Below are 25,859 nucleotides of genomic sequence, written 5' to 3'. Positions count from 1 at the left end.
CGGCCGGCTACCCGGCCGCTGCTGCGTCGGCGCCCGCGACTCAGTCGAGGGCGACGGCCTGGTGCGGTGCGGCCGGAGACGTGGACTGCGCAATGGGCTTTGCCTGCACCGGCATGCCCGGCATGAACACCTTCTGCACGCCGTCGACGATGACCTTGTCGCCGGCCGACAGCCCACTGGTCACGATGCGCAGGCCCTCGGCGCTGCGGCCGAGCTGCACGTCGCGCCGCTGCGCCTTGCCGTCCTTGTCGACCACGTACACGTACTTGCGGTCCTGGTCGGTGAGCACCGCGCGGTCGTCGATCAGCACCGCGTCGAAGCGGCCGCTGCCGAGCAGCCGCACCCGCGCGAACAGGCCGGGCGTGAAGCGGCGATCGGCGTTGTCCAGCAGCGCGCGCACGTGGATGGTGCCGGTGCTGCGCACCAGTTGGTTGTCGAGGAAATCGACCTTGCCGGCATGCGGATAGCCGTCCTCGCCGACCAGACCGACCTGCACCGGCAGGCTGCCGTCGCGCTCGCTCGGGCGCTGGCCGTCGCGCGCCATCTGCGCATAGCGCAGGAAGGTGCCTTCGTCGGCATCGAAGTACACGTGCACCTTGTCCAGCGACACCAGCGTGGTCAGCACGCTGGCGCTGTCGCCGGCGCTGACCAGGTTGCCGGCGGTGACCATCGCGCGGCCGGCGCGGCCGTCGATCGGCGCGCGCACCTGGGTCCATTCCAGGTTGAGGCGTGCGCTGTCCACTGCCGCCTGCGCAGCCAGCACGTCGGCCTGCGCCTGCTCGGCGGCGGCGCGCCGCTGCTCCCAGCTCTCGGTGGAGATGGCCTGCTGTTCGGACAGGGTCTTGGCACGCGCGGCCTCGCTGGCGCTGAGCTTGGCCTGGGTGCGTGCGCGGGCCAGGTCGGCCTCGGCGCGGGCAAGTTCGGCGCGGTAGCTGCGCGCGTCGATGGTGAACAGCACATCGCCCTTCTTCACCTCCTGCCCTTCGACGTAGTTGACCTTGTCGATGTAGCCGGACACGCGCGGGCGCAGGTCGACGTGCTCGACCGCCTCGACGCGGCCGCTGAACTCGTCCCACTGACTGATCTGCTTCTGCAACGCGGGCGCCACGCCCACGCTCGGCGGCGGCGGCGCGCCCTGCTCGTTGGCCTTGCTGCCGCAGGCGGCGAGCGTGGCGACCAGCAGCGCCACCGCCAGCGCGCGCAGGGCGCCGGGCAACAGACGCGACGGCTTCGGAATCGGATTCATGGAGAGACCTCGTGGGTGGAGAAGGAAAACGGCAAGGGGGTGAGCAAGGCGCTGCGCGGCTGGGCAAAGTGGCGGCGGTCGATCTCGACCAGGGCGCGGTCCGGCCGCTGCGGATCGGCGAGCAGGTGGACCACGGCGCGGCCGACGCCGAGGGTGGTGAACCATTCCGGGCAGTCGCCGATGGCGTCGTCACTGCGGCACACCGGCTCTGACAGCGACAGCAGGTGCACGTGCACGCCCAGCGGCTTGGCTTCCTCGTGCAGCACCTGAGCGAGCATGCGGATCGCCGCCGCCGCCACCGAACTGTCGCCATGCCCGGACCAGGCGCGCAGCGCGCAGGGGCTGCCCAGCAGGACGTAGCGGGCGCCGCGCTCGTGCTGCGCCAGCAACGGCAGCAGGTGCCGGGCCGCGGCCAGGTGCGGCAGCAGGTCGGCATCCAGGCGCTTGCGCAGCGCACCCAGCGGCCGCTCCAGCAGGCGCCCCGGCCGCAGCGGACTACCCAGGGCGGCGACCACCGCGGCCAACGGCCGCGGTCGCTGCGCGATCTCGGCCATCAGGGCGGCGGCGGCCGCGTCGGTGGCGACCGAGCCGCACAGCACGTCCAGGCCGGGTTCGTCGTGGTGGCGATCGCGCAGGTCGGCCAGGCGGGCGCGGTCGCGCGCTACCGCCAGCACCGGGCTGCCCGCTTCCAGCAGCGCCTGGACCACGCCCTGCCCGACCGTGCCGCTGCCGCCGAGGACCAGGACCTCGGGGGCCAACATCCCGCTCACGGGACTTTTCCTCCCGCCGACGGGACAATCGCGATGCGACCCAGCCGATCGCTACCGGGGGCGCCCAGGCGCAAACTGCTGCCGCCCTGGCGCCGCGGCGGTGGGGTGAACTCGCGAAACGCTTTCGGGTAAAGGGATTGCGCCGTCGCCACCGGCGCGGAACGGCGCCGCAGCTGGCGATCGGGGCAGGCGAAAAACTGGAACAGGGTGCGCATCGACATGGGCAACGACCGTCGGTGATGGCGAATGCGCACAAATTAGGCGCCAAAGCCGCACTTGATTAGTCCGAATTAAGGGGAATAATCGTCCCGCTACCGGTCCAATCGTCTCCACCTCAAGGAACCGCCATGAGCCACGATCTGAACGACACCCTGATCTTCGTCAAGGTGGTCGAGCAAGGCAGCTTCATCGCCGCGGCCAATGCCCTCGGCCTGCCCAAGACCACCGTCAGCCGCAAGGTGCAGGATCTGGAGGCGCGGCTCGGCGCGCGCCTGCTGCACCGGACCACGCGCCGGCTCGGGCTGACCGAGGCCGGCGCGGTCTACCACGAGCATTGCCAGCGCATCGCCCGCGAACTGGAGGAAGCCGAGAGCGCGGTGGGCCAGCTGCAGGCCGGCCCGCGCGGCTGGCTGCGCTTCAGCGTGCCCTACTCGGCCGGCATCTCCTGGGTGGCGCCGATCCTGGGCGAGTTCCATCGCCAGCACCCGGAAGTGCGGCTGGAGATGATCATGACCAGCGACAAGGTCGACCCGATCGCCGAAGGCGTGGACGTGGCCCTGCACATGGGCACGCTGCCGGATTCGACTATGGTCGCGCGCAAGCTCGCCACCTTCCGCACCCAGGTCTTCGCCAGCCCTTACTACATCGAGCGCCATGGCGAGCCGCTGCATCCGGACGATCTGCAGCACCACCGCACGCTGGCGCTGAGCACCGGCCGCGGCGGCGGCAACCGGTTGTGCTGGCCGCTGCGCAACGGCAAGCAGAGCGGCGAATTCCTGGTCCAGCCGATCCTGCTCGCCAACGATTCGGCGGCGCTGATCGGCGGGCTGGTCTGCGGCGAAGGCCTGGTGCTGGCCAGCGATGCGACGATCAAGCCGTTGATCGAGGCCGGCAAGGCACGGCGCGTGCTCGGCGGCTGGGTCGGGCCGGACCTGGACTTCAACGCGGTGTTCCCGGGCGGGCGCATGCTCTCGCCGAAGGTGCGCGCCTTCGTTGACTTCCTGGTCGACAAGCTCAACTTCGACGTCAGCTACATGATGGCGCAGTGCCCGGCCAAGCTGGCCACGCAGCAGGCCGAGGACGGCGCCGAGTTCACCCTGTGCAGCGGCGTGGCGATGAACACGCAGTCGCTGGCCAGCCTGCCGCGCGTCGCCGCCCCACCACCGGTGCCGGCAGACGCAGCGCTGGAAACGGAAGCCGAGGACGAAGAGGACGCGGCGCTGGTCTGAGCCGCGCGACACGCCGCGTTTCGCAGCAGCACGCAAACGCGAACGGGCCGCAGTGCGGCCCGTTCGTCGTGGCTGGCGCCGGATCGGTCAGCCCGCGGAGGAGCGCAGCGGCACCACGCGGATCTCCACGCGGCGGTTCTGCGCGCGGCCAGCCTCGGTGCTGTTGTCGGCGATCGGATACTTCTTGCCGGCGCCCAGGGTCTGGATGCGCTCGGGCTGCACGCCCTGCGCGGTCAGGTACGCGGCCACCGAGGAGGCGCGCTGTTCGGACAGACGCTGGTTGACCGCATCGCTACCGATGCTGTCGGTGTGGCCGACCACTTCGATCATGGTCTGGTTGTATTCGCCCAGGGTCTGGGCCACGCCGTTGAGCGCCGAATAGAACTGCGGCTTGAGCGTGGACTGGTTGAAATCGAAGGTGATGCCGTCGGGCAGGTTCAGGGTGATGTTGTCGCCGTCGCGGCGCACGTCGATGCCGGTGTTGGCGGTACGCTCGCGCAGCGCGCGCTCCTGCCGATCCTGGTAGTTGCCGATCGCCGCGCCGCTGAGCGCGCCGATGCCGGCGCCGATCATCGCGTGCTGGCGGCGCTCGGTGGCGCTGCTGCCGCTGAGCAGGCCGGCGGCGACGCCGACCGCGGTGCCGATCAGCGCGCCACGGCCGGTGCGGTTCTGCTGCTCGGTGGGATTGCCGTACTGGTCGCGCTGCACGTAGGAACCGCCGGTGGCGCAGGCGGACAGCACCAGCGCGCTGGCCAGGGCCACGGACACGCCGCGAAGGGTGGTCGTTTTCATCATGTTCTCTCCGAACCTGGTTTGACGTGGCCGCAGCATAAACAGGGCCACGCGAGGCGCGGATGAACGCAGCCCGGCGCGCGATGCGCCCGGTTCAGGAAGACGGCAGCAGGTCTTCGGCGTCGGCCGCGCGCAGCGGCTGCTCCCAATCACCCATCAGCGCCAGGTACAGCAGTTTCTCGAATTCGGCGCCGACCCGCCGCATCACCGCGTCCGGATCGGGAATCAGCCGCGCATCGCCGATCAGGCCGAAATGCACGCGGTGGTTGTAGCTCATGATCGACACGCCGACACCGATCGAACCGGTCTGCGGCACCCAGAACATCATCTCGCGCACGCGGCTGCCGGCCAGGTACAGCGGCTGCTGCGGGCCCGGCACGTTGGTCGCCACGGTGGTGGCCTTGCGACTGAATAGGTCCAGCGCCGCGGACTGCAGCGCCGCCGGCGCCATGCCCACCGCCGCCAGCAGGCCGAACACCACCATCGCCTGGCGCGACTGCTTGAGCTGCTGCATCGACTCGGCCACGCACTGCAGGCGCCGCACCGGGTTGGCCTCGCCCACCGGCAGGTCCAGGAACACCAGGCCGAAGTGATTGCCGAGCTTGCGCGCGTGCTCCAGCGGGCGCAGGTTCACCGGCACGGTGGCGCGAAGGGTCACCCCGTCCAGGCGTTCGCCGCGCTCGAGCATGTAGTCACGCAAGGCGCCGGCCATGGTCGCCATCAGCACGTCGTTGACCGTGCAGTCGCAGGCGCGGCCCACCGCCTTGACCTCGTCCAGGTCCAGCGGCTCGGCCCAAGCCACGCGCTTGCTGACGCCCAGGCGGCCGCGCAGCAGCGTCGGCGGATCGTCGGCCAGCAGCAAGGCATTGACCAGTTCGCGGCCGATCAGCCCGCCTTCGCGCGCCAGCATCTGCGGCAGGTTCGGGTCCTGCGCCATCGCCCGGCCCTTGTCGAGCATGCGCCCGCCGAGCTTGAGGTAGCGGTCCACCGCGCCAACCCGGCGCACCACCTCCTTGCCGTCGTCCTTGAGCCAGGCGCGGCCGAGCTGCGCCGACGGCTCGGGGACGCGCTGGGTATCGGTCAGCGACAGCAGCACCTGCACCAGGGCGATGCCGTCGGCATAGCTGTGGTGGATGCGCGCCACCAGCGCCGAGCCGCCTTCGTAGCGTTCGATCAGGTGGAACTGCCACAGCGGCTTGGTCTTGTCCAAGGGCGTGGACGCCATCTGCCCGGCGAAGCGCTCCAGCGCCTTCTTCTGCCCGCGCCCTGGCAAGGCCGACAGGCGCACGTGCCAGTCCAGATCGAAATCGTCGTCGCGCTGCCAGTAGGCGCCGGTGGCGGTCTCCACCGGCTTCTGCAGGAAGCGCGGGAAGGCCAGGAAGCGCTTGCGCACCAGTTGCTTGAGCGCAGGCAAGGTCAGCGGCTCGTCGAACATCAGCACGCCGGTGATCATCATCGGATTGGTCGGCCGGTCCATCCGCAACCAGGCGGTGTCCACGCGCGACATCGGTTCGCGCTGCGGCTTGCGGCGAGCTGAGCTGGTGGCCATGCGGGCTCCTGTCCGAGCCCGGAGTGAATCATGCGCCGGCGAAGGGCGTCAATCGCGCGCCCGCACTGCACGCGCACACCGCCAGGGCGGCGCGGCGCTCAGCCGGCGGCGGTTTCGCGGTACGCGGCCAGCGCCGCATCGCGACCCGCGGCCAGGTCCACGATCGGCTGCCGTGGATATTGCGGCGCAGCGTGCGCCAGCCGCTGCGGCGCCTGCCAGGGAGCGAAGCGATCGGCCACCGGCAGCGCCGCCAGTTCCGGCACCCAGCGCGCGATGTACTCGCCTTTCGGATCGAACTTCTGCGCCTGGGTCACCGGATTGAACACGCGGAAATACGGTGCGGCATCGGCGCCGGTGCCGGCCACCCACTGCCAGCCCAGCGTGTTGTTGGCCAGGTCGGCATCGACCAGGGTGTCCCAGAACCAGCGCGCGCCCTCGGACCAATGCACGCGCAGGTGCTTGCACAGGTAGCTGGCGACGATCATGCGCACGCGGTTGTGCATCCAGCCGGTGTGCCACAACTCGCGCAGGCCGGCATCGACGATCGGCACGCCGGTGCGTCCGCGCTGCCATGCATGCAGTTTGGCCGCATCGGGCCTGGCCCAGCGAAAGCGCTCGAAACGCGGATTGAGGTTGCGCTCGGGCGTCTCCGGAAAGTGGTGCAGCAGGTGATGGGCGAAGTCGCGCCAGCCGAGCTGGCGGATGTAGCCGTCGATCGCCGCGGCGGTGGCGGCACGGCGCTGCTGTTCCAGGGTCGCGACGATGCGCCATGGTGCGATCTCGCCGAAATGCAGGTGTGGCGACAGTCGCGAGGTACCGACCTGATCCGGGCGGTCGCGGCCATCGAGGTAGTCGCGCAGCGCGCCGTCGACGAACACGTCCAGCGCCTCGTGTGCGCCGGCCTCGCCCGGCTGCCAGACCTCCCAGAAGCCGCGGTCCCAGTCCAGCGCGGGCGCCAGGCCGAGTCGTTCCAGCGGCAGGCTGTCCAGATCCGTGGGCGGCGGCGGCAACGTCTTCGGCGCGGCCTGCAGCGCGGGCACCTGCCAATGGCTCAGGGCGCTGCGCCAGAATGGGGTGAACACCTTGTAGGGGCTCCCCTGCTGCGTCGCCAGTTGCCAGGGTTCGAACAGCAGCGCGCTGTTGTGGCTGTGCACCTCCAGGCCCTGTTCGCGCAGTTCGCGCTTGAGCCGCGCATCGCGCGGTTGCGTGGCCGGCTCGTAGCGGCGATTCCAGTACACCGCCTCCGCGCCGCACTCGGCGATCACCTGACGCAACGCGGTCTCGGCCGGCCCCTGGCGCAGGATCAGGCGCGAACCGCACTCGCGTAGTTGCGCGTCCAATGCCGCCAGCGAGCGCTGCAGCCAGCTGCGCGAGGCCGCGCCCGCGGCCCAGGCGCCCTCGTCTTCCGGGCTGTGCAGGTACACCGGTACTGGCGTATGCCCGGCGTCCAAGGCGGCCTGCAGGGCGGGTTGATCGTGCAGGCGCAGGTCGCGCCGGAACCAGACGATGGCGTAGCTCATGCGGGGGGACGCAGCAAAGGACGCGCCATGATACGGATCGCGTGCAGCGGCCAGGTGAGCATGAGCCGGCGCGAAGCGCCGTCGCTTCGACGCTGCCGAAGTTGGCGCGGCGCGTACCGCACTGACCGGATTTCGTAGACATCGCCGCGCGCCGCGCGCGTGCGCCTCGCCTGCCCTGCTATAACGCCGAGGCGGGCGCCGTCATGTCGAAGCGGCGCCGCGACCGCTGCTGGTGGATGACGTTCCGGGGGAGGACGCCATCCGCGCTTTCGCTGCACCGCACACGAGATGGCCACGGCCGTTTCGCGCGCACGGGGGACATCCGCCATCGCCTCTGCGACCTCACGGCCACCACGGCCGGCGAGCGCGGTTGCGTGCGCCCCAACCGTCCGCGCCCGGACCTGCATCGCCAGGGCCGCGACGCGCTGCGGGCAACCGACGGCGCAGCACGGCCACGCCCATCGCCGACATCCGCAAGACCCTCAGGAGAGCAAGACCCATGGACAAGCGCATCGCAACAGCCGCCCTCACCCTCGCACTGAGCCTCGCCGCCCCGCTGGCGATGGCGTGCGAGCCCGAACCCGGACTGCAGCAGAACGAAGTCTTGCAAGGCGACGCCGAAGCATCGTGTGGCGGCGGTGGTGGCGGCGGCAGTACGCCGGTCTACACGCTGCAAGGCGTGATCCAGAACCAGGGCTACGAGTCCGACAACCGCCCCGCCGGCGGCAAGCGCCTGAAGATCCGCGCCTACTCGCGCTTCGCCAACGCCAACAACGATCGCGTCGACGCCCGCTACATCAACGTGCGCTGCAACGCCTACGATCCGTACGGCAATGGCTACACCACCGACTACGACGAGGAAGGCAACGGTGCGCTGGTGGACGTGCATTTCACGTCCAACTTCGTCTATGGGATCTACCGCAAGATCACCGTGGTCTGCACCCACCACGCCGAGTACGGCGCCAACACCTACGACGCCACCAGCAACGCCGAGATCGAGATTCCCTACTGATCGTCGCGTCGCCTCGCGCCGCCGGCGTCCGGCACGGTCCGGGCGCCGCGCGTCGCAGCCGCTGCCCGCAGATGCGGGCGGCGGTTTACTCGAACGCCCCCACCGAATCGTGCGCCAGGTTGTCGAAGCGGGTGTATTCGCCGAAGAACTTGAGCTTGCACGACCCGGTCGGGCCGCCGCGGTGTTTGCCGATGATGATTTCGGCAAGGCCCTTGTCCGGCGAATTTTCCTTGTTGTAGTAGTCGTCGCGGTAGATGAACACGATCATGTCCGCGTCCTGCTCGATCGCGCCCGACTCGCGCAGGTCGGCCATCACCGGGCGCTTGTCGGTGCGGGTTTCCAGCGAGCGGTTGAGCTGCGACAGCGCGATCACCGGCACCCCCAGCTCCTTGGCCAGGCCCTTGAGCGAGCGCGAGATCTCCGAGATCTCGGTGGCGCGGTTCTCGCTGTTGCCGGGCACCGACATCAGCTGCAGGTAGTCGATTACGATCAGGCCGAGGTCGTGCTCGCGCTTGAGCCGGCGCGCCTTCGAGCGCAGCACTTCCGGCGACACGCCCGGCGTGTCGTCGATGAAGATCTTGGTCTCCTTGAGCATCTTGATCGCGCCGGTGACCCGCGCCCAGTCTTCGTCCTCGAGCTGGCCGGTACGCAAGCGCTGCGCGTTGATGCGGCCATTGGAGGAGATCAGGCGCATCGCCAGCTGCGAGGCCGACATTTCCATCGAGAACACCGCCACCGCCTTCTTCGACTTGATCGCCGCGTACTCGGCGATGTTCAGCGCGAAGGTGGTCTTGCCCATCGCCGGACGCGCGGCGAGGATGATCAGGTCGGTCGGCTGCAGGCCGGCGGTCATCGCGTCGAAATCGTTGTAGCCGGTGGGCAGGCCGGTGATGTTGCCGCCGTTCTCGAAGCGGTTGCGCAGCTCCTCGAACGCGTCCTTCAACGCGCCGGGCATCGCCACGAAGTCGCTGCGCCCGCGCGCGCCGGCCTCGGCGATCTGGAACACGGCCTTTTCCGCCGACGCCAGCAGCTCCGAACTTTCGCGCCCTTCCGGCTGGAAGCCGTCATTGACGATGGTGGTGCCGACCTCGATCAGCTGCCGCAACACCGCCTTGTCGCGGACGATTTCGGCGTAGGCCACGATGTTGGCGGCCGAGGGCGTGGTGCTGGCCAGTTCGATCAGGTAGGCGCCGTCGCCGACCATCTCCAGCTTGCCCTGCGATTCGAACCACTCGCCCAGGGTCACCGCATCGAACGGGCGCCCCTTCTCGGCCAGCTCGCGGATCGCGCGATAGATCAGCTGGTGATCGCGCCGGTAGAAATCGTTGTCGGTGAGCTGGTCGTTGACCCGGTCGTAGGCATCGGGCGCCAGCATCAGGCCGCCGAGCACGGCCTGCTCGGCCTCGGTCGAGTGCGGCGGCACGCGCAACTGGTCGAGACGCGGCTCGCTGCGTTCGCTGCGCTCGCTCTTGCGATCGCCGCGGTAGCCGGGACGGGCGGACATAGGCTGGGTCTTCTCTGTGGGGCGCGGGCGCCGGGCGCGGCCTCACCGCGGCCCGGGCGCCGATTTTAGTCGCCGCGCCCGGCCGGGGCTAGGGCATGTCCGGGGGCGAGGCACCTGCCGGCACGGCGGCGCATGCGTTGCCGCGGCCCACCAGGGGCTGGGGACAAGTCTGGGGACAAGCGGTTGAGAACCTCGCCGATGCCCCGGTGCACAAAGCCTTCCTGTCCCATCCGCGCGCCACCGACGGCACCCGCCGCGGCGGCACTCAGGCCTGCAGTTCGTCGATCCAGGCGATGAACTTGTCGACGAAGCCGGTCAGGAACTTGCGCGTGCGCTCGTCGTCGACCGCACCGTCCTCGGCGATCAGTCCCTCCTTGAATTGCAAAAAGATCTCCGGCTGGCCCAGCACCGGCATGTCCAGATAGGCCAGCACGTTGCGCAGATGCTGCTGCGCCATGGCGGTGCCGATCGCCCCGGGCGAGGTCCCGCACACCGCCGCCGGCTTGCCGGCGAAGGCACTCTCGCCGTACGGCCGCGAACCCAGGTCAATGGCGTTCTTGAGCACGCCGGGGATGGAGCGGTTGTATTCCGGGGTGACGAACAGCACCGCGTCGGCGCCACTGACCTGCGTCTTCAGGCGCCGGCCCTGCGCCGGATAGTCGTGGTCGTGGTCCTGGTTGTACAGCGGCAGATCGCCGATCTCGACGTACTCGAAACTGGCGCGGTCGCCGGCGAGGCGCTCCAGTGCGTGCGCCAGGCGCCGGTTGAACGACTCCTTGCGCAGGCTGCCGACGAACACGGCGATGCGGTACTGGCTCATGGCGTTGCTCCTGACCGAATGGATCTTCAGGCTAGCCGCCGCCGCGCGGCAGTCAGGTGAACGCGGCTGCCGTCCCGGCCAGCGCCAGGCGTGCCTGTATGTCCTCCGGCAGCGGCGGCAGCGCCACGAAACCCGGCGTCGCGCGCACCCGCTGCAGCCAGTCACATAGCGCCGGGTACTGCGTCAGCACGATGCCGGCGTCGCCGGCGCAATGCGTGTAGGCGAACAGCGCGATGTCGGCAATGCCGTAGGCCGGGCCGGTGAACCAAGCCTGCGCCTGCAGGTGCTGCTCCATCACCGCCAGCGCCCGCATCGCGCCCTCGCGCAGGCGCGCCAGCTCGGCACGACGCGGCGAATCGGCCGGCGTCCAGCCGCAGACGAAGCGCGCCACCGCCACGTAGGGTTCGTGGCTGTACTGCTCGAAGAACAGCCAGCTCAGCGCCTGCGCCCGCTGCCAGGGATCGGCGGGCAGATAGCCGGTGCCTTCGGCCAGCCAGCACAGGATGGCGTTGGACTCGGCCAGCACGCGCCCGTCCTCGCGTTCCAGCAGCGGCACCTTGCCGTTGGGATTCTTGGCCAGGAACGCCGGGGTACGGGTCTGGCCGTTGGCGCTGTCGACCTCCACCCAGCGGTAGCTGCAGCCGAGCTGGTCCAGCAACAGCCGCACCTTGTAGCAATTGCCGGACAGCGCCATGCCGTACACGGTCAGGGGGAAACGTTCGGATGCCATGTGCCGCTCCTGCTAAGGGTCGGGATTGGGGAGTCGGGATTGGGGATTCGCAAGAGCCGGCGACGTACAAGGATCTCCGCGGCGGACGTGGTTCAGCGCCGCGCCTGCCACTGCGCGCGCGACTGGCCCCACACTTCCACCTCGAGCGCCTGCAGCGGCTCCGGCAGGCGGTCCTGGCGCTGGTAGCGCGACCCGAGCTTGCCCGCCACCGCCTTGGAGTTGGCGTTGTCCGGTGAGATCACATGGATCACCTCGCTCCAGCCCAACTGCGCGAACGCCCAGTCGATCGATGCCGTGGCCGCCTCCGGCGCATAGCCCTGGCCCCAGAACGCGCGCGCGATGCCCCAGCCGACTTCGGTGCCGGGCCAGCCGTGCGGCTGCCAGGGGCCGACCCGGCCGATCCACTGCCCACTGCGCTTCTCGATCACCGAGAACATCGCAAAGCCCTGCAACTGCCAACTGCCGACCATCGTCGCCAGGCCGCGCCAGACGACCGACGGTGCCTGCACGCCGCCGAGGTGGTGCATGGTCTCGGCATCGGCAGAAAACGCGCAGAACGCCGCGAAATCCTCGGCGGTAGGCGGACGCAACAGCAGGCGCTCGGTCTCAACGCGCACATCGAACACGCTCATCATCGGTTCTCCTGCAAAACGGGCCCGCAACCGCGCGGGCAATGGATTCAAAACGCGTTGATGCCGGTCAGTTCGCGGCCGACCACCAGTTGGTGCACGGTCTCGGTGCCCTCGTAGGTGATCACCGATTCCAGGTTCAGCGCATGCCGAATCGCGCCGTAGTCGGTGGTGATGCCGGCCCCGCCGAGCAGGTCGCGGCACTCGCGGGCGATGTCCAGGGCCATGCGCACGTTGTTCCACTTGGCCAGCGACACCTGCGCCGGCTGCAGCGTGCCGGCATCCTTGAGCCGGCCCAGTTGCAGCGCCAGCAACTGCGCGGTGGCGATGCGCCGCGCCATGTCGGCGAGCTTGATCTGCGCGCTCTGGGTCGCCGCCAGCGGCCGCCCGAACAGCATGCGCTCGCCGGCGTAGGCCAGCGCCTCGCGCAGGCAGGCGATGGCCGCGCCGATCGCACCCCAGCTGATGCCGTAGCGGGCCTGGGTCAGGCAGCCCAGCGGCCCCTTCAGCCCGCGCACGCCGGGCAGGCGCTGGCTATCGGGCAGGCGCACGTCGTCGAAGAACAGCGCCGAGGTCACCGAAGCGCGCAGGCTCATCTTGTGCGCGATGTCCTGGGTGCCGAAGCCCGGGGTGCCGGCCGCGACCAGGAAGCCCTGGATGCCGTCCTCGGTCTGCGCCCATATGATCGCCACGTCGGCGATGCTGCCGTTGGTGATCCACATCTTGCTGCCGCTCAGGCGCCAACCGTCGCCGTCGCGCACCGCGCGGGTCTGCATCGCCGCCGGGTCCGAGCCGCCCTGCGACTCGGTCAGGCCGAAGCAGCCGATCGCGGTGCCGGCGGCCATCGCCGGCAGCCAGCGCTGGCGTTGCGCATCGCTGCCGTAGGCGTGGATCGGGTACATGCACAGCGAGGATTGCACGCTGACGAAGCTGCGCAGGCCGCTGTCGCCGCGCTCCAGTTCCTGGCAGATCAGGCCGTAGCAGACCGCGTTGAGGCCGCCACCGCCATCGACTGTGGGCAGGCTGGCGCCGAGCAACCCCAGTGCCGCCAGGTCCGGCACCAGCTCGCGCAGGAACCGCCCCTGGTCGAAGGCATCGCCGATCACCGGCAGCACCTTCGCATCGACGAAGCGCGCCACCGCCTGCTGGATCGCGCGCTCCTCCTCGCTGAGCAGCGCAGCCACGTTGAACAGATCGTCGCAAGGCAGGGGCATGGCGGTGTCCACGGCGAAAGCCGCATTGTATCGGCCCCGCCCGCACCATCGCCCGCAGAAAGACGAAGGCCGGCGCAAGCGCCGGCCTCCGGGGTGTGCAACGAAACTGCGACTCAGCGCTGACTGACGGCGACGTCGCCGGCCGACGCGGTCTGGGTGACCAGGCGACCGTCCAGCACCGGCAGGCGGTCGCTGTTCGGGCGGTCGTCCATGCGCACGGTCTTTTCTTGGCCGTCGTAGCGGTAGGTCACGTCGTAGCCCTTGACCACGTCCTGCGTGCCCATGGCGATGCGGCTGCCCGGCTTGCTGTCCATGCGCATGGTGCCGGTGGTGCCGTCGTCGTTGCGGTAGGTCACGTTGTAGCCGGTGATGGTCGAGGACTGCGCCGTGCTGTTCTCGGTATGGCACTGGCGCTCGGTGCGATCGACCACGCGGCCGCCGACGTGGTTCTGGTCGATGCGGTTGCCGATGAAGCCGCCGGCCACTGCGCCGGCCGCGGTCGCGGCCTTGCGGCCGTTGCCGTGGCCGACCTGGTTGCCGAGCAGGCCGCCGACCAGCGCACCGACCACGGTGCCGCCGACGTTGCCGTCGCGCTCGGGCAGGCGCTCCTGCACCACCACGTCGTTGCACACCTGGCGCGGGGTGGTGGTGGTCGAGGTCTCGCGCAGCGGCTCGGTACCGACCACCTCGGCATAGCGCTGCTGCTTCTGGGTGATCGGATCGACCCGCACTACGTCGGCGTACTCGAGCTTGCCGCCGACGCTGTTGTCCATCGCGCTGTCGCCGCGCGTATTGTCCAGGGCCGGGCGCACGTCGCTGTTGGCGACGTCCACCGGTTTGTCGCGATTGTTCATGAAGGCCGCGGTGGCGACGCCGCCGACCAGCAAGGCGCCAGCCGCGACCAGAACGGTTGTCGTAGTGCTTTTCATGTGTGCTCTCCTGCGGGCTGACCGCGTTGTCTACGGTGCTGTGATTACCATGCCGAAGCTGAACCAATCCGCTCCCTATTCAGCAATGCGCCGGCGGCGCGGCTGGTAACGCCGCCGGAACGTCGCCATCTCTAGGCTGTTAGCGTTTCCACCGCCTCCCCGGAGAACGTGCCATGCCCAATCCGATCGTCTATCCGCTGCTGCGCTGGGCGGGCAAATTGCGCTACCCGACGCTGTTCAAGATCACTGCCGGCCTGTTCGTGCTGAGCGTGCTGCTGCCCGATCCGGTGCCCTTTATCGACGAGATCGTGTTCGGCCTGGGCACCCTGCTGCTGGCCAACTGGAAGACCCGCACGCCGGCGCCGGCCACCGAACCGCTGACCTCCACCGCCCAGCGCGTGCGCCGCTGAGCGCCGATGCAGTTGATCGACAGCCATTGCCACTTGGACGCGGAGGAGTTCGACCCGGACCGCACCGCGGTGATCGCGCGCGCGCAGGCGGTGGGCGTGCAGGCGCAGGTGGTGCCGGCGGTGACCGCGGCGTCCTGGCCCAAGCTGCGCGCGGTCTGCGCGGCTGCGCCCGGCCTGTATCCGGCCTACGGCCTGCATCCGCTGTTTCTGGATCAGCATCGCCCTGAGCACCTGCCATTGCTCGGCGAGTGGATCGAACGCGAGCGGCCGTGCGCGATCGGCGAGTGCGGATTGGACTTCTTCGTCGACGGGTTGGACGAAGCCGAGCAGCAGCGCTACTTCGTCGGGCAACTGCAGCTGGCGCGCGACTGCGACCTGCCGCTGATCGTGCACGCCAGGCGCGCAGTGGATGCGGTGATCCTGGCGATCCGCAAGGTCGGGCGCGTGCGCGGCGTGGTGCACAGTTTCGCCGGCAGCGCCGAGCAGGCCGCGCAGTTGCGATCGCTGGATTTCCTGATCGGCCTCGGCGGGCCGGTCACCTACGCACGGGCGCAGCGCCTGCGCCGGCTGGCCGCGACCGTGCCGCTGCAACAATTGCTGCTGGAAACCGATGCGCCGGATCAACCCGATGCGGCGATCCGCGGCGAGCGCAACGAACCGGCACGGCTGCGCACGGTGCTGGACACCATCGCCGAACTGCGCGATGTCTCTGCGGACTCGATCGCCGCGCAGACCACAGCCAACGCGCGGCGTCTGTTCGGCCTGCCCCACGCGGTCGCCGGCCCGCCCGTCACCGTCTGACACGGCGCCACCCTGCGAACCGCACATTCCGACGCCACGCGTCGCTTTTTGACGCGCTGACACAGGAACAGACGCCACACGTCGACCGCGCAGCGCGCGACTGCACCGCGATCGGCACGCACATCGCGTGACGAAACGGCTTTCGTACGAAACTGTGAACTGGGCAGGTGGATGCCTGCCTTTCGAGCGCGTTTCGGCCTGCTTGCTTCTGCTACTGTGCACCGCGCTGAAACGGCGAGCGGCGCTTTGTCCGCCAGGCACCGGAGTGAACCCGTTCGCTCTCAGCAAAGGCTTGGCGGCCGGCTCGATGGCACGCGTTCTGGCAGATCGGATCATCCTGGCGTGAAACAACCGGCAAGCCGCATCCCCTACCCGCTTCTTCACGGCGCGCGGCGCACGCGTGCGATCGCGTCTTCCGCAGCCGCTCCGGCGCGAACGGCGCCGGCGCGCATGCGGGCGCTGCGGCGATGAAGAGCGGCGCGAGTTCGGAAAAACACGCCTCCAACGGCGAAAGCTGGGTCTCCCTGAAATTCCGCGACAGCAATCGCAGCCGCAAGATGCGCAGCACCCTGACCCTGGCCGGGATCTCGTGCACCACGCTCGGCACCCTGTGGACCGTGTGCTACCTGTACTACGACCGGCCGGAACTGGCGTTCGCCTTCGTCGGGCTGACCGCGGTCGGCCTGCTCGCGCTCGTTCGCCGCCGCCACTGCGACGAGGCCTCGCTGTCGCTGGTGGCGCACGGCATCTTCGTCGTGGTGCTGGTGATCTCGATCATCGACGCGCCGATCGGCACGGTGCCGCGCTCCGTGCACACGTTCTTCCTGCCGCTGGCGGCCGGCGCGCTGTTCGTGTTCGACCGCAGCCGCCGCTACCGCGCGCTGGTGTTCCCGCTGGCCTGCCTCGGCGCCTTCGTCGCGTTCGGCTCGGGCGAACTGGACTGGCTGGCGCCGGCGTCCTCGCCGCCACTGGGCATGCGCCGGCTCGGCGCGATCTGCAACATGGCGTGCGCGGCCGGCTTGCTGGCGGCGATCCTGCACATCTACCGCAACGACGTGAACGCGCGCATTTCGCTGGAGCGGGAACTGGCGCGTGCGGTCGACAACGGCGAGATCGAGGTGCTGTACCAGCCGCAGGTCAACGCCCACGGCAGCATGCTCGGGGCCGAGGCGCTGGTGCGCTGGCGGCACCCCAACGGCAAGCTGCTGACCCCGGACAAGTTCATCCCGCTCGCCGAAGAGAGCCAGTTGATCCGCGAGGTGGGGCTGGAAGTGCTGCGCCAGGTCTGCCGCACGCTGCGGCGATGGTCGCAGGAGCCGGACCTGCGTGCGCTGGTGGTGGCGGTGAACGTCAGCCCGGTGCAGTTGCTCGATCCCAACTTCGTGGCCGCGGTGAAGCAGGTGATCACCAGCGAGGGCGTGGCGCCGGCATCGCTGGAGTTCGAGCTGACCGAGTCGGCGCTGTATGTGGACACCGCCGGCGTGCGCGCCAAGATGCACGAACTCAAGACGTTCGGCATCGGCTGGGCGCTGGACGACTTCGGTACCGGCTTCTCCTCGCTGGCGATGCTCAGGACGCTGCCGGTCACCAAGCTCAAGATCGACCGACAGTTCGTCAACGACGCCAAGGCCGACGAGTCCTCGCGGCGCCTGCTGGCCAAGATCGTGGAGATCTCCGAGGTGATGGGCATGGTCGCCCTCGCCGAAGGCATCGAGGACATGCAGCAGTGCGAGATGCTCTCGGCGATGGGCTGCCGGCATTTCCAGGGCTTCCTGTTCGGCCGGCCGCAGCCGGCGCAGGACCTGGAACGGCTGGCCACGCTGCAGGCAGGCACCGAACGCAACCTGGCGAACGGCATGGCGGTACGCATACCCGGCGCGCCGCCGGCCGGCACGCGCTAGGCGGCCGCGGCCTCGCGCGCCGCGGCGCGCTTCAACAGCATCTCCAGCGCCTTGCCGACCGCGGCGAAGGCGAACGCACCGGTGATGTGCGTGGCCGCGCCCAGGCCGGCGCCGCAGTCCAGGTTCAAGGCCGCATCCGGCCCCAGCACCGGCCGCAGTCCGCAGACGCTGCCGTCGGCCTGGGGGTAGCGCACGTTCTCCAGCGAGTACACCGCCGGCACGCCGAAATAACGCTGCGGATTCTTGGGGAAGTTGAATTCGCTGCGCAGCTTCTTGCGGATCAGCGCCAGCATCGCGTCGTGCTCGGTGCGCGACACGTCGCGGATCCGCACCAGGGTCGGATCGGTGCGCCCGCCGGCCGAGCCTACCGTCAGCAGCGGCAGCTTGCGCCGCCGGCACCAGGCGATGGTCTCGACCTTGACCCGGAAGCTGTCGCACGCGTCGATCACCAGGTCGAAGCCGGCATCGAGCAGCTCGGCGATGTTGGTCGGGGTCAGGAAGGCTTCGACCGCGACCGCCTCGATCTGCGGATTGATCGCCACGCAACGCTCGGCCATCGCCACCGCCTTGTTGCGCCCGTACTGGCCGGCCAACGCCGGCAGCTGCCGGTTGGTGTTGGACACGCAGATGTCGTCGGCGTCGATCAGGGTCAGATGCCCGACCGCCGAACGCGCCAGCGCCTCCACCACCCACGAGCCGACCCCGCCCATGCCCACCACCGCCACTCGGCACTGCGCCAGCCGTTCGATCGTGCCTTGCCCGTAGAGCCGGTCGATGCCGGCGAAGCGCTCGCGCCATTGTTCGTTCATCCGCGCATTTTAGGGGATTGCCGGTGGCGCCGGGATTGGGAATTGGGGATTTGCGCCGTGGCATGGGCGCACGCGACGCGTCGCCGCAGGCGTACCATCGGCGCTCCATCCCGCTGCGCATGCCCGCCATGGCCAAGCCGCCCGCCTCTGCGTCCCGCTATCTGTTCGTGTTGCTGGCCGGGTTGCTGCTCGGGCTGGTGCTGACGGTGATGGCACTGCGCGCGGTGCAGGCGCGGCAGGATCCGTTCCCGCGCAGCCTGATGCAGGTCATGGGCAAGCAACTGGCGTTGCTCGAACGCGACGCCGCGCACCGGCAATGCAGCGGCGCAGGTCCGCAGGCGCGGCTGCGCACGCTGCGCCTGCTCGGCGACGAACTGGGTACGGCGTTCCCCGACCTGGCCGACGACAGTCGCTTTCGCGAGCACGCCGATGCGCTGCGCGCCGGCGTGGACGCGGCGTTGGCGCAGCCGCCGGCCGACTGCGCCGCACTGGCGCAGGCACGCCAGCAGATCGACGAACGCTGCGACGCCTGCCACCGCGATTTCCGCTGAGCGCCTGGCGGGATCGGCACCGCCGCTTCATTCAACGAGCTGGTTTCTCTGAATGCAGTCGCGTGCATCGAGGACCTGTCGGCATGCTTCTGCCAATGTGCCAGCGCGGCGTTCGATGGCCCAGGCGCAGGCTTGTGCGCGGACCGTCCAGCGTTTTTTCCGGTGACGGGACGGCGAGGCTTTCCTGCTGACCCGCGTGCGCGCCTTTCGATGAAGTGCGAGCGCTTTCATGCTGAATTGCTGCTGACCCCGCCCGCCACAAGGCTGAACGGCACCCACCAGGGTTGGCGTTGCATTCACGCAGGGATGGAGAGGATGCGTGCGACCGCGGCGCTGCCGCCGCGCTCCATCACCGTCTGTCGAGGAGAGCACCCATGAAGATCCAACTGATGGCCACCGCTGCCGTGGCGACCCTGGCGCTGGCAGGCTGCGCCACGTCCCCCGGCTATGGCGGCGGTTACGGCGGCGGCTACAGCCAGCCCGCGCGCGGCGGTTATACCCAGACCCGCTGTGCCGATTGCGGCATCGTCACCCGCATCGATACCGTGCCGTCCGGCCGCACTGCGCCGTCGGCCACCGGTGCGATCCTGGGCGGCATCGTCGGCGCGGTCGCCGGCCACGAGATTTCCGACCACACTGGCGGCAGCAAGGGCAACCAGAACGTATCGGCGGTAGCCGGTGCGGCGGCCGGCGCGCTTGCCGGCAACGAGATCCAGAAGAACGTCACCAGCGACACCTACGACGTGCACGTACAGATGGACGACGGTCGGGTGATCGTGGTCAACCAGCGCGACCTGGCCGGCGTGCGCGAGAACACCTACGTGCGCGTGGTCAACGGACGCGTCGTGCCGCGCTGATCCGGCACCTGCGAAAACGCAAAAAGGCCCGCAGTGCGGGCCTTTTTGCTGCGCGCCAGACCGCGCGGCGATCCCTCAGATGGGCTGCACCGCGTCGGCCTGCAGGCCCTTCTGGCCCTGCACCACGGTGAAGCTGACCTTCTGGCCTTCCTTCAGGCTCTTGAAGCCCTGGGTCTGGATGGCGCGGAAGTGCACGAACACGTCCTCGCCGTTTTCGCGGCTGATGAAACCGAAACCCTTGGCATCGTTGAACCACTTCACGGTGCCGTTTTCGCGATTGCCGTTCATGATGGACTTACTCCTTGGAACACGTCTCAGGGGTGGGTACGCCGTAGGGTGCGGCGGCTGGTTGCAAGGAGGAAGCGAGGTATAACGATGTAGCGGATCGATGGATCTACCGCATCAGGCCACGATTCACGGTGACCTTTGCAAACGCAGCGGCTGCAACTTACCCCGGGCAAAATGAAAATGCAATCAGCAAAAATGCCCCATCTGTCAACCCCCAAACCGCCCCCACGGTGAGCCACATGGACCCTGCGTTCATCTATTACGTGTGCGCCGGCGTGCTGGTGCTGGTCGGGCTGGCAGGGGTGCTGTTGCCGGCCCTGCCGGGGACCCCGCTGATGTTCGCCGGGATGCTGCTGGCGGCCTGGGCCGACGGCTTCCAGCGGCTGGGCTGGCCGACGCTGACCGTGCTGGGCGTGCTCACCGCGCTGTCGCTGCTGGTCGACCTGCTGGCCACCGCGTTCGGCGCGCAACGGGTCGGGGCCAGCCGCAAGGCGCTGTGGGGATCGGTGCTGGGCGGCATCGCCGGCATGTTCTTCATGCCGATCGGGTTGTTCGTCGGCCCCTTCGTCGGCGCCCTGGTCGGAGAATACTGGCACGGCCGCGAACTGCGCCAGGCCACCCGCGTCGGCGTCGGCACATGGCTGGGGATCGTGCTGGGCACCGCCGCCAAGCTCGGCCTGGCGCTGGCGATGCTCGCCGTGTTCGCAGTGGCCTGGCTGCTCTGAAGAAGCGTGCCTGAAGACGGCGTCGCGGCGGCAGCATGAACGTGTGATGACCCTGTTGTCGTCACTTCCTGTATTTTCGCTGCCGGCCATTCACCCCCGGCAGCGCACCACCCGCCCGCGCCGCCCGTTGCAGCGAGAACCGCATGTCCCACCGCCAGGTCCGCCCCCTGTTACTGCTGTCGATCGCGGCCGTGCCGCTTGCGCACGCGCAGGAAGTCCTGCCCACCCCCGCCTCGCCGGAAGCCTGCGTGGCCATCTCCAGCGACGCCGCCCGCCTGGCCTGCTACGACCAGGCGCTGTCGCGCCGCACCGCCGATCCGCAGGCGGCCGATGCCGCAGCGCAGGCCGCCAGCGAGCGCCAGAAGCAACAGCTGGACGCCAGCGTTCCGGAAGACGCCGGCGTCGCGGAGCGCACCCGCCAGCGCGCCGCCGCGATCTTCAAGCAGGACCGCTACGACAGCACCATCGCCAATGCCGGCAAGGGCTCGCTGCTGGACAGCCGCTGGGAACTGGCCAAGGACTCCAAGCTGGGCACCTTCCAGTTGCGCGCCTACAAGCCGGTGTACCTGCTGCCGGCATTCTGGACCAGCAAGAAGAACGAGCTGCCGTCCTCGCCGAACCCGGTCAACACGGTGACCACCGCCGAGCCGCTGGACAGCGTGGAGGCGAAGTTCCAGCTGAGCTTCAAGACCAAGATCGTGGAGAACATCTTCGGCGACAACGGCGATCTGTGGGGCGCCTATACCCAGAGCTCGCGCTGGCAGGTCTACAACGCCGAGCAATCGCGGCCGTTCCGCGAGACCAACTACGAACCGGAACTGATGCTTGTGTTCCGCAACAACTACAGCCTGTTCGGCTGGAAGGGACGGATGACCGGCATCCAGCTGACCCACCAGTCCAACGGCCGCAGCGATCCGCTGTCGCGCAGCTGGAACCGGGCGATGCTCAACATCGGCCTGGACCGCGACAACTGGGCGCTGGTGCTGCGCCCCTGGTACCGCATCCCGGAGAGCCGCAAGCAGGACAACAACCCGGACATCGAGGACTACATGGGCCGCGGCGACGCGACCCTGATCTACAACCGCAACGGACACGAAGTGGCGCTGATGGCGCGGCATTCGCTGCGCGGCGGCGACCGTTCGCACGGCGCGGTGCAGTTGGACTGGGGCTTCCCGATCAGCAACCTGCTGCGCGGCCATGTGCAGGTGTTCGACGGCTACGGCGAGAGCATGATCGACTACAACCACCGCGCCACCTACGTCGGCGTCGGCATCTCGCTGCTGGAATGGTTCTGAGCCGGCATCTGGCCTGAGCGCCCCTCGGCATCGCATCGCGTCCGGGTTCGGCCGCAGGAAAAACCAAGGGCTTGCGGATCTTCCGCAAGCCCTTTTTCGTTGCCTCGGGACGCAGCCGGTACCTTAACCGGCCGAGCGCCGGCAGCGCGCGCTCCGTGGCGGCGCGACTGGCCCGGCTCACACCCAGTCGGTGATGCCTTCCCGCCGATAAGCCTCGTGGAACGCCGGGCGCGCCTTCATCCGCTCGGCCAGCGCCTTCAGCGCCGGCCAGCTGTCGGTGGGCCGCGGCATGTTGCGCGACCAGCGCATCAGCATGACCAGCACGAAGTCGGCGGCGCTGCAGTGCTCGCCCAGCAGGTACGGGCCGCCCTGCTCCAGGTGCGTCGCCACCTCGTCCCAGGCCTTTTCCAGGAACGCGCGGGCACTGGCGCGCACGCGCTCGGCGTTGTCGGCGCCGGCCGGTTCGTCGGGATAGAACCAGTCGCGGTAGGCCGGCATCAGGGTGTAGGCGCCGAACAGCATCCAGCGGTAATAGGCCGCGCGCTCGGGGGTGCCGGGCGGCGGCGCCAGGCCGGCGTGCGGATAGAGATCGGCCAGGTGCATGGCGATGGCGACCGATTCGGTCAGCACCTGCCCGTCCAGCACCAGGGTCGGCACCCGCCCCTGCGGGTTGAGCGCCAGGTACTCGGGGCTTTTCTGCTCCTGGCGCTCGAAATCGAGCATACGCAGTTCGAAATCGACCTGCAGTTCGATCAACAACCAGTGCACGACGAACGAGGCGGTGCTGGGCGAGCCGTAAAGCACGATGGACACGACGCTTTCCCCGGAGGCGGAACCAGCATCGATTATTGCCGCGACGCCGGCGCACCGCCAGCGCGACGCGGAACGCCGGCGCCCTCGCCGGCGTTCGCGCTGCGGCCGGTCAGGCCTCGACCACCACCGGGATCTTGCCGATGCGCGCCTGCCACTCGCGCGGGCCGGTCTTGTGCACCGACTCGCCGCTGGCGTCGACCGCCACGGTCACCGGCATGTCCTTGACCTCGAACTCGTAGATCGCCTCCATGCCCAGGTCTTCGAACGCCAGCACCTTGCTGGCCTTGATCGCCTTCGACACCAGGTAGGCCGAACCGCCGACCGCCATCAGGTATACCGCCTTGTTGTCGCGGATCGCGGCGATCGCCGCATCGCCGCGCTCGGACTTGCCGACCATGCCCAACAGGCCGGTCTGCTCCAGCATCTGCCGGGTGAACTTGTCCATGCGCGTGGCGGTGGTGGGACCGGCCGGGCCGACCACTTCGTCGCGCACCGGATCGACCGGGCCGACGTAGTAGATGAAGCGGTTGGTGAAGTCCACCGGCAGCGTCTCGCCGCGGTTGAGCATGTCGATCATGCGCTTGTGCGCGGCGTCGCGGCCGGTCAGCAGCTTGCCGTTGAGCAGGATCGTCTCGCCCGGCTTGAAGCTGGCCACTTCCTCGCGGGTGATGGTGTCCAGGTTCACCCGGCGCGCATTGGTCGGGTTGTAGGTGAGCTTGGGCCAGTCCTCCAGCGAGGGCGGATCTAGCATCACCGCGCCGCTGCCGTCCAGGGTGAAGTGCGCATGGCGGGTGGCCGCGCAGTTGGGGATCAGCGCCACCGGCAGGTTGGCGGCGTGGGTCGGGTAGTCCTTGACCTTGATGTCCAGCACCGTGGTCAGGCCGCCCAGGCCCTGCGCGCGGATGCCCAGCGCGTTGACCTTCTCGTACAGCTCCAGGCGCAGTTCCTCGGCACGATTGGACGCGCCGCGGGCCTGCAGGTCGACGATGTCGATCGGCTCCATCAGCGCTTCCTTGGCCAACAGCATCGCCTTCTCGGCGGTGCCGCCGATGCCGATGCCGAGCATGCCCGGCGGGCACCAGCCGGCGCCCATGGTCGGCACGGTCTTGAGCACCCAGTCGACGATGGAGTCGGAGGGATTGAGCATGGCGAACTTGCTCTTGGCCTCCGAGCCGCCGCCCTTGGCCGCGACGATGACGTCCACCGTGTCGCCGGGGACGACCTTCACGTTGACCACCGCCGGGGTGTTGTCCTTGGTGTTCTGGCGCTTGCCGGCCGGATCGGCCAGCACCGAGGCGCGCAGCTTGTTGTCCGGATGGTTGTAGGCGCGGCGCACGCCCTCGTTGACCATGTCCTCCACGCCCATGGTGGCGTCGTCCCAGCGCACGTTCATGCCGATCTCGAGGAACACGGTGACGATGCCGGTGTCCTGGCAGATCGGCCGATGGCCCTCGGCGCACATGCGCGAATTGATCAGGATCTGCGCGATGGCGTCCTTGGCCGCCGGCGACTGCTCGCGCTCGTAGGCCGCGGAGAGATTCTTGATGTAGTCGACTGGGTGGTAGTAGCTGATGTACTGCAGCGCGTCGGCGACGGACTGGATGAGGTCTTCCTGCTTGATCGAGGTCACGGCTGGCTCTGCGGCTGGCGGGGGGAAACCCGCCCATTTTAGGGCAAAGTGGCGGCCCCGCCCGCTGTCACGCCGGCACGCCCTGTTCCGTCCTGGTCGTCATGACCCACGATCCGACCTTCGAATCCCACCGCGCCCGGCTGTTCGGCCTGGCCTACCGCCTGCTCGCCAGCCGTGCCGACGCCGAGGACACCGTGCAGGAAGCCTGGCTGCGCTGGCAGGCCAGCGACCGCGACGCGATCCGCGACCCCGAAGCCTGGCTGGTGACCGCCACCACCCGGCTCGGCCTGGACCGCCTGCGCGCAGCGCGCAGCGCCCGCGTCCACTACGTCGGCCCATGGCTGCCCGAACCGCTGGAGATCGCCGACGACGCCGACCCGGCCGAGCGCCACGACCGCGCCGAACAGGTGTCGGTGGCGTTCCTGGCGTTGCTGGAGCGGCTTGGCCCGCACGAGCGCGCGGCGTTCCTGCTGAAGGAGGCGTTCGACTACGACTACGCGCAGATCGGTCGCAGCCTGGAGCGCAGCGAAGCCGGCTGCCGGCAACTGGTGCACCGGGCGCGCGAACGGCTCGGCCAGCGCCAGGCGCGCTTCGCGGTCACGCCCGAGCGCCACCGCCAGCTGCTGGAGCGCTTCCTGCACGCCTCGCAGCGCGGCGACCTCGCTGCCATCGCCGCCTTGCTGCACGCCGATGCGCAACTGCTGTCCGACGGCGGCGGCAAGGTCACCGCCAGCCTGCGCCCGCTGCACGGTGCCGAGCGCATCGGCCGGCTGTACTGGGCCGTGGCACGGCGCGGGCTGGGCCTGCAGGCGCGGATCGGCACGGTCAACGGCGAACCGGCGATCCTGCGGTTTCTGGGGCCACGGCTGCAGTCGGCGACCGTGCTGGTCATCGACGGCGAGCGCATCGCCGAGGTGCTGACCCTGATGAATCCGGACAAGCTGCCGGCGCTGGCGTCGCGCCCTGCCGCCAGCCGCGCCTGACCTGCGCCGGCGCTGTCACACCGCGACGCGCCACCGCGTCCTGGAGGGGAAGGCGGCCATGGTGGCCGCCATGCACGAACCGCCATGCACTTCCATCGTATCGACTACACCCGCCACGAACCCGAGGCGTTCCGCGCGCTGCTGACCGCCAGCCAGCACGTGCACGACGGCGCGCTGGGCAGCGTCCTCACCGAACTGGTGTTCCTGCGCGTCTCCCAACTCAACGGCTGCGCCTACTGCATCGACATGCACGCCACCGCCCTGCGCAAGGCCGGCATCGAGCCGCGCAAGCTCGACACCCTCGCCGCCTGGCGCGACAGCCGCTTTTTCGACGCCCGCGAGCGCGCCGCGCTGGACTGGGCCGAAGCGCTGACCACGCTGCTCGCCGGCGCGCCGCCGCAGGCCGTCTACGACGCACTGGAGGCGCAGTTCGATCCGGCCGGGATCAGCGCGCTGACCATGGCCGTGGCCGTGATCAACGCCTGGAACCGGCTGGGCGTGGGGCTGCAGCCGGCGCTGCCGTAAAGGCGCTGCGCGCCGGGATTGGGGATTGGGGATTCGGGATTCGGAGGCAGGATCGCGCAACCGGCGGAATGCATAGCGCTTCCGAATCCCGAGTGCTGGCAGTTGGAC

At 69.4% G+C, this 25,859-nt stretch carries 27 protein-coding genes; 11 read left to right on the top strand and 16 right to left on the bottom strand.

What is annotated here, in order from left to right; genetic code table 11:
- Positions 1 to 40: 40 nt before the first annotated feature.
- From ACP93_RS14380 to ACP93_RS21235, 3 genes are read right to left on the bottom strand one after another with little or no spacing between them, the layout of a single operon-like run.
- Positions 41 to 1,246 carry an efflux RND transporter periplasmic adaptor subunit gene (locus ACP93_RS14380; RefSeq protein WP_048491362.1) on the bottom strand — a complete coding sequence of 402 codons (1,206 nt, stop codon included), beginning with the start codon at positions 1,244 to 1,246 and terminating at the stop codon, positions 41 to 43.
- Positions 1,243 to 2,016, bottom strand: coding sequence for an SDR family NAD(P)-dependent oxidoreductase (locus tag ACP93_RS14375; protein ID WP_048491361.1), 774 nt, complete (start codon positions 2,014 to 2,016; stop codon positions 1,243 to 1,245). The genes ACP93_RS14380 and ACP93_RS14375 overlap by 4 nt, the downstream gene beginning before the upstream one ends.
- Positions 2,013 to 2,237 (bottom strand): hypothetical protein, encoded by a 225-nt coding sequence (locus tag ACP93_RS21235; protein WP_048491360.1) that lies wholly within the window; start codon positions 2,235 to 2,237, stop codon positions 2,013 to 2,015. Before ACP93_RS21235 ends, ACP93_RS14375 begins: the two co-directional genes overlap by 4 nt.
- A 126-nt stretch (positions 2,238 to 2,363) precedes the next feature.
- Between ACP93_RS21235 and ACP93_RS14365 the strand changes: the two genes are divergently transcribed.
- Entirely contained in the window at positions 2,364 to 3,464 is a 1,101-nt protein-coding gene (locus tag ACP93_RS14365) for a LysR family transcriptional regulator (protein WP_048491359.1), read from the top strand.
- An 87-nt stretch (positions 3,465 to 3,551) separates the two neighbouring features.
- Here ACP93_RS14365 and ACP93_RS14360 read toward each other — a convergent pair whose 3' ends face one another.
- The 3 genes from ACP93_RS14360 to ACP93_RS14350 all read right to left on the bottom strand — a co-directional run bounded on the left by ACP93_RS14360 (position 3,552) and on the right by ACP93_RS14350 (position 7,325).
- Entirely contained in the window at positions 3,552 to 4,259 is a 708-nt protein-coding gene (locus tag ACP93_RS14360; protein WP_184451546.1) for a YiaD family glycine zipper/OmpA-like lipoprotein, read from the bottom strand.
- Between the two features lie 91 nt (positions 4,260 to 4,350).
- Entirely contained in the window at positions 4,351 to 5,805 is a 1,455-nt protein-coding gene (locus ACP93_RS14355; RefSeq protein ID WP_048491357.1) for a WS/DGAT/MGAT family O-acyltransferase, read from the bottom strand.
- A gap of 98 nt (positions 5,806 to 5,903) precedes the next feature.
- Positions 5,904 to 7,325 (bottom strand): cryptochrome/photolyase family protein, encoded by a 1,422-nt coding sequence (locus ACP93_RS14350; protein WP_048491356.1) that lies wholly within the window; start codon positions 7,323 to 7,325, stop codon positions 5,904 to 5,906.
- Between the two features lie 499 nt (positions 7,326 to 7,824).
- On the opposite strand from ACP93_RS14350, the gene ACP93_RS14345 reads away from it, so the two are divergent.
- Positions 7,825 to 8,337 (top strand): hypothetical protein, encoded by a 513-nt coding sequence (locus ACP93_RS14345; RefSeq protein WP_048491355.1) that lies wholly within the window; start codon positions 7,825 to 7,827, stop codon positions 8,335 to 8,337.
- A gap of 85 nt (positions 8,338 to 8,422) precedes the next feature.
- On the opposite strand, the gene ACP93_RS14340 is transcribed toward ACP93_RS14345, so the two are convergent.
- The 6 genes from ACP93_RS14340 to ACP93_RS14315 all read right to left on the bottom strand — a co-directional run bounded on the left by ACP93_RS14340 (position 8,423) and on the right by ACP93_RS14315 (position 14,163).
- Positions 8,423 to 9,841: a replicative DNA helicase gene (locus ACP93_RS14340; protein ID WP_048491354.1), complete on the bottom strand. Its 1,419-nt coding sequence runs from the start codon at positions 9,839 to 9,841 to the stop codon at positions 8,423 to 8,425.
- 265 nt (positions 9,842 to 10,106) lie between these two features.
- Complete coding sequence (locus ACP93_RS14335; protein ID WP_048491353.1) at positions 10,107 to 10,661, bottom strand: NADPH-dependent FMN reductase; 555 nt, start codon at positions 10,659 to 10,661, stop codon at positions 10,107 to 10,109.
- Between the two features lie 52 nt (positions 10,662 to 10,713).
- Positions 10,714 to 11,391: a glutathione S-transferase family protein gene (locus tag ACP93_RS14330; RefSeq protein ID WP_048491352.1), complete on the bottom strand. Its 678-nt coding sequence runs from the start codon at positions 11,389 to 11,391 to the stop codon at positions 10,714 to 10,716.
- A gap of 92 nt (positions 11,392 to 11,483) precedes the next feature.
- Positions 11,484 to 12,023, bottom strand: a complete 540-nt coding sequence (locus tag ACP93_RS14325; RefSeq protein WP_048491400.1) for a GNAT family N-acetyltransferase — start codon at positions 12,021 to 12,023, stop codon at positions 11,484 to 11,486.
- Between the two features lie 47 nt (positions 12,024 to 12,070).
- Positions 12,071 to 13,246 (bottom strand): acyl-CoA dehydrogenase family protein, encoded by a 1,176-nt coding sequence (locus ACP93_RS14320; RefSeq protein ID WP_204243696.1) that lies wholly within the window; start codon positions 13,244 to 13,246, stop codon positions 12,071 to 12,073.
- A gap of 101 nt (positions 13,247 to 13,347) precedes the next feature.
- The gene (locus ACP93_RS14315) at positions 13,348 to 14,163 is read right to left on the bottom strand and encodes a glycine zipper 2TM domain-containing protein (RefSeq protein WP_048491351.1); all 816 of its coding nucleotides are present in this window, start codon (positions 14,161 to 14,163) and stop codon (positions 13,348 to 13,350) included.
- Positions 14,164 to 14,336: 173 nt separating this feature from the next.
- Here ACP93_RS14315 and ACP93_RS14310 point away from each other — a divergent pair, with 173 nt between their 5' ends.
- The 3 genes from ACP93_RS14310 to ACP93_RS14300 all read left to right on the top strand — a co-directional run bounded on the left by ACP93_RS14310 (position 14,337) and on the right by ACP93_RS14300 (position 17,275).
- The gene (locus ACP93_RS14310; protein WP_048491350.1) at positions 14,337 to 14,573 is read left to right on the top strand and encodes a DUF6116 family protein; all 237 of its coding nucleotides are present in this window, start codon (positions 14,337 to 14,339) and stop codon (positions 14,571 to 14,573) included.
- 6 nt (positions 14,574 to 14,579) lie between these two features.
- The gene (locus ACP93_RS14305) at positions 14,580 to 15,374 is read left to right on the top strand and encodes a TatD family hydrolase (RefSeq protein ID WP_048491349.1); all 795 of its coding nucleotides are present in this window, start codon (positions 14,580 to 14,582) and stop codon (positions 15,372 to 15,374) included.
- A 467-nt stretch (positions 15,375 to 15,841) separates the two neighbouring features.
- Entirely contained in the window at positions 15,842 to 17,275 is a 1,434-nt protein-coding gene (locus tag ACP93_RS14300; RefSeq protein ID WP_048491348.1) for a putative bifunctional diguanylate cyclase/phosphodiesterase, read from the top strand.
- Here ACP93_RS14300 and ACP93_RS14295 read toward each other — a convergent pair.
- On the bottom strand, positions 17,272 to 18,084 hold the full coding sequence (locus tag ACP93_RS14295; RefSeq protein WP_048491347.1) for a tRNA threonylcarbamoyladenosine dehydratase: 813 nt from the start codon (positions 18,082 to 18,084) through the stop codon (positions 17,272 to 17,274). The genes ACP93_RS14300 and ACP93_RS14295 overlap by 4 nt on opposite strands.
- Before the next feature lie 128 nt (positions 18,085 to 18,212).
- On the opposite strand from ACP93_RS14295, the gene ACP93_RS14290 reads away from it, so the two are divergent.
- The gene (locus tag ACP93_RS14290) at positions 18,213 to 18,635 is read left to right on the top strand and encodes a hypothetical protein (RefSeq protein WP_048491398.1); all 423 of its coding nucleotides are present in this window, start codon (positions 18,213 to 18,215) and stop codon (positions 18,633 to 18,635) included.
- A gap of 374 nt (positions 18,636 to 19,009) precedes the next feature.
- Positions 19,010 to 19,492 (top strand): glycine zipper 2TM domain-containing protein, encoded by a 483-nt coding sequence (locus ACP93_RS14285; RefSeq protein ID WP_010344410.1) that lies wholly within the window; start codon positions 19,010 to 19,012, stop codon positions 19,490 to 19,492.
- Positions 19,493 to 19,567: 75 nt separating this feature from the next.
- On the opposite strand, the gene ACP93_RS14280 is transcribed toward ACP93_RS14285, so the two are convergent.
- On the bottom strand, positions 19,568 to 19,783 hold the full coding sequence (locus ACP93_RS14280; RefSeq protein ID WP_048491346.1) for a cold-shock protein: 216 nt from the start codon (positions 19,781 to 19,783) through the stop codon (positions 19,568 to 19,570).
- A 236-nt stretch (positions 19,784 to 20,019) separates the two neighbouring features.
- Between ACP93_RS14280 and ACP93_RS14275 the strand changes: the two genes are divergently transcribed.
- Both ACP93_RS14275 and ACP93_RS14270 read left to right on the top strand, forming a co-directional pair.
- On the top strand, positions 20,020 to 20,505 hold the full coding sequence (locus ACP93_RS14275; protein WP_048491345.1) for a DUF456 domain-containing protein: 486 nt from the start codon (positions 20,020 to 20,022) through the stop codon (positions 20,503 to 20,505).
- Between the two features lie 143 nt (positions 20,506 to 20,648).
- Positions 20,649 to 21,800: a phospholipase A gene (locus ACP93_RS14270; RefSeq protein ID WP_048491344.1), complete on the top strand. Its 1,152-nt coding sequence runs from the start codon at positions 20,649 to 20,651 to the stop codon at positions 21,798 to 21,800.
- 177 nt (positions 21,801 to 21,977) lie between these two features.
- Here the strand turns inward: ACP93_RS14270 and ACP93_RS14265 are convergent, their stop codons facing one another.
- A complete protein-coding gene (locus tag ACP93_RS14265; RefSeq protein ID WP_048491343.1) occupies positions 21,978 to 22,613 on the bottom strand; it encodes a glutathione S-transferase family protein in 636 nt (211 codons plus the stop codon).
- Positions 22,614 to 22,722: 109 nt separating this feature from the next.
- Positions 22,723 to 24,243: a fumarate hydratase gene (locus ACP93_RS14260; protein ID WP_048491342.1), complete on the bottom strand. Its 1,521-nt coding sequence runs from the start codon at positions 24,241 to 24,243 to the stop codon at positions 22,723 to 22,725.
- A gap of 101 nt (positions 24,244 to 24,344) precedes the next feature.
- Between ACP93_RS14260 and ACP93_RS14255 the strand changes: the two genes are divergently transcribed.
- Both ACP93_RS14255 and ACP93_RS14250 read left to right on the top strand, forming a co-directional pair.
- Positions 24,345 to 25,226: an RNA polymerase sigma-70 factor gene (locus ACP93_RS14255; RefSeq protein WP_048491341.1), complete on the top strand. Its 882-nt coding sequence runs from the start codon at positions 24,345 to 24,347 to the stop codon at positions 25,224 to 25,226.
- A gap of 84 nt (positions 25,227 to 25,310) precedes the next feature.
- Entirely contained in the window at positions 25,311 to 25,751 is a 441-nt protein-coding gene (locus ACP93_RS14250) for a carboxymuconolactone decarboxylase family protein (protein WP_048491340.1), read from the top strand.
- Positions 25,752 to 25,859 lie beyond the last annotated feature (108 nt).

It is taken from the genome of Xanthomonas sp. NCPPB 1128 (assembly GCF_001043115.1).
Taxonomy (GTDB): Bacteria; Pseudomonadota; Gammaproteobacteria; order Xanthomonadales; family Xanthomonadaceae; genus Xanthomonas_A.
This window is presented reverse-complemented; position numbering and strand designations above follow the sequence as displayed.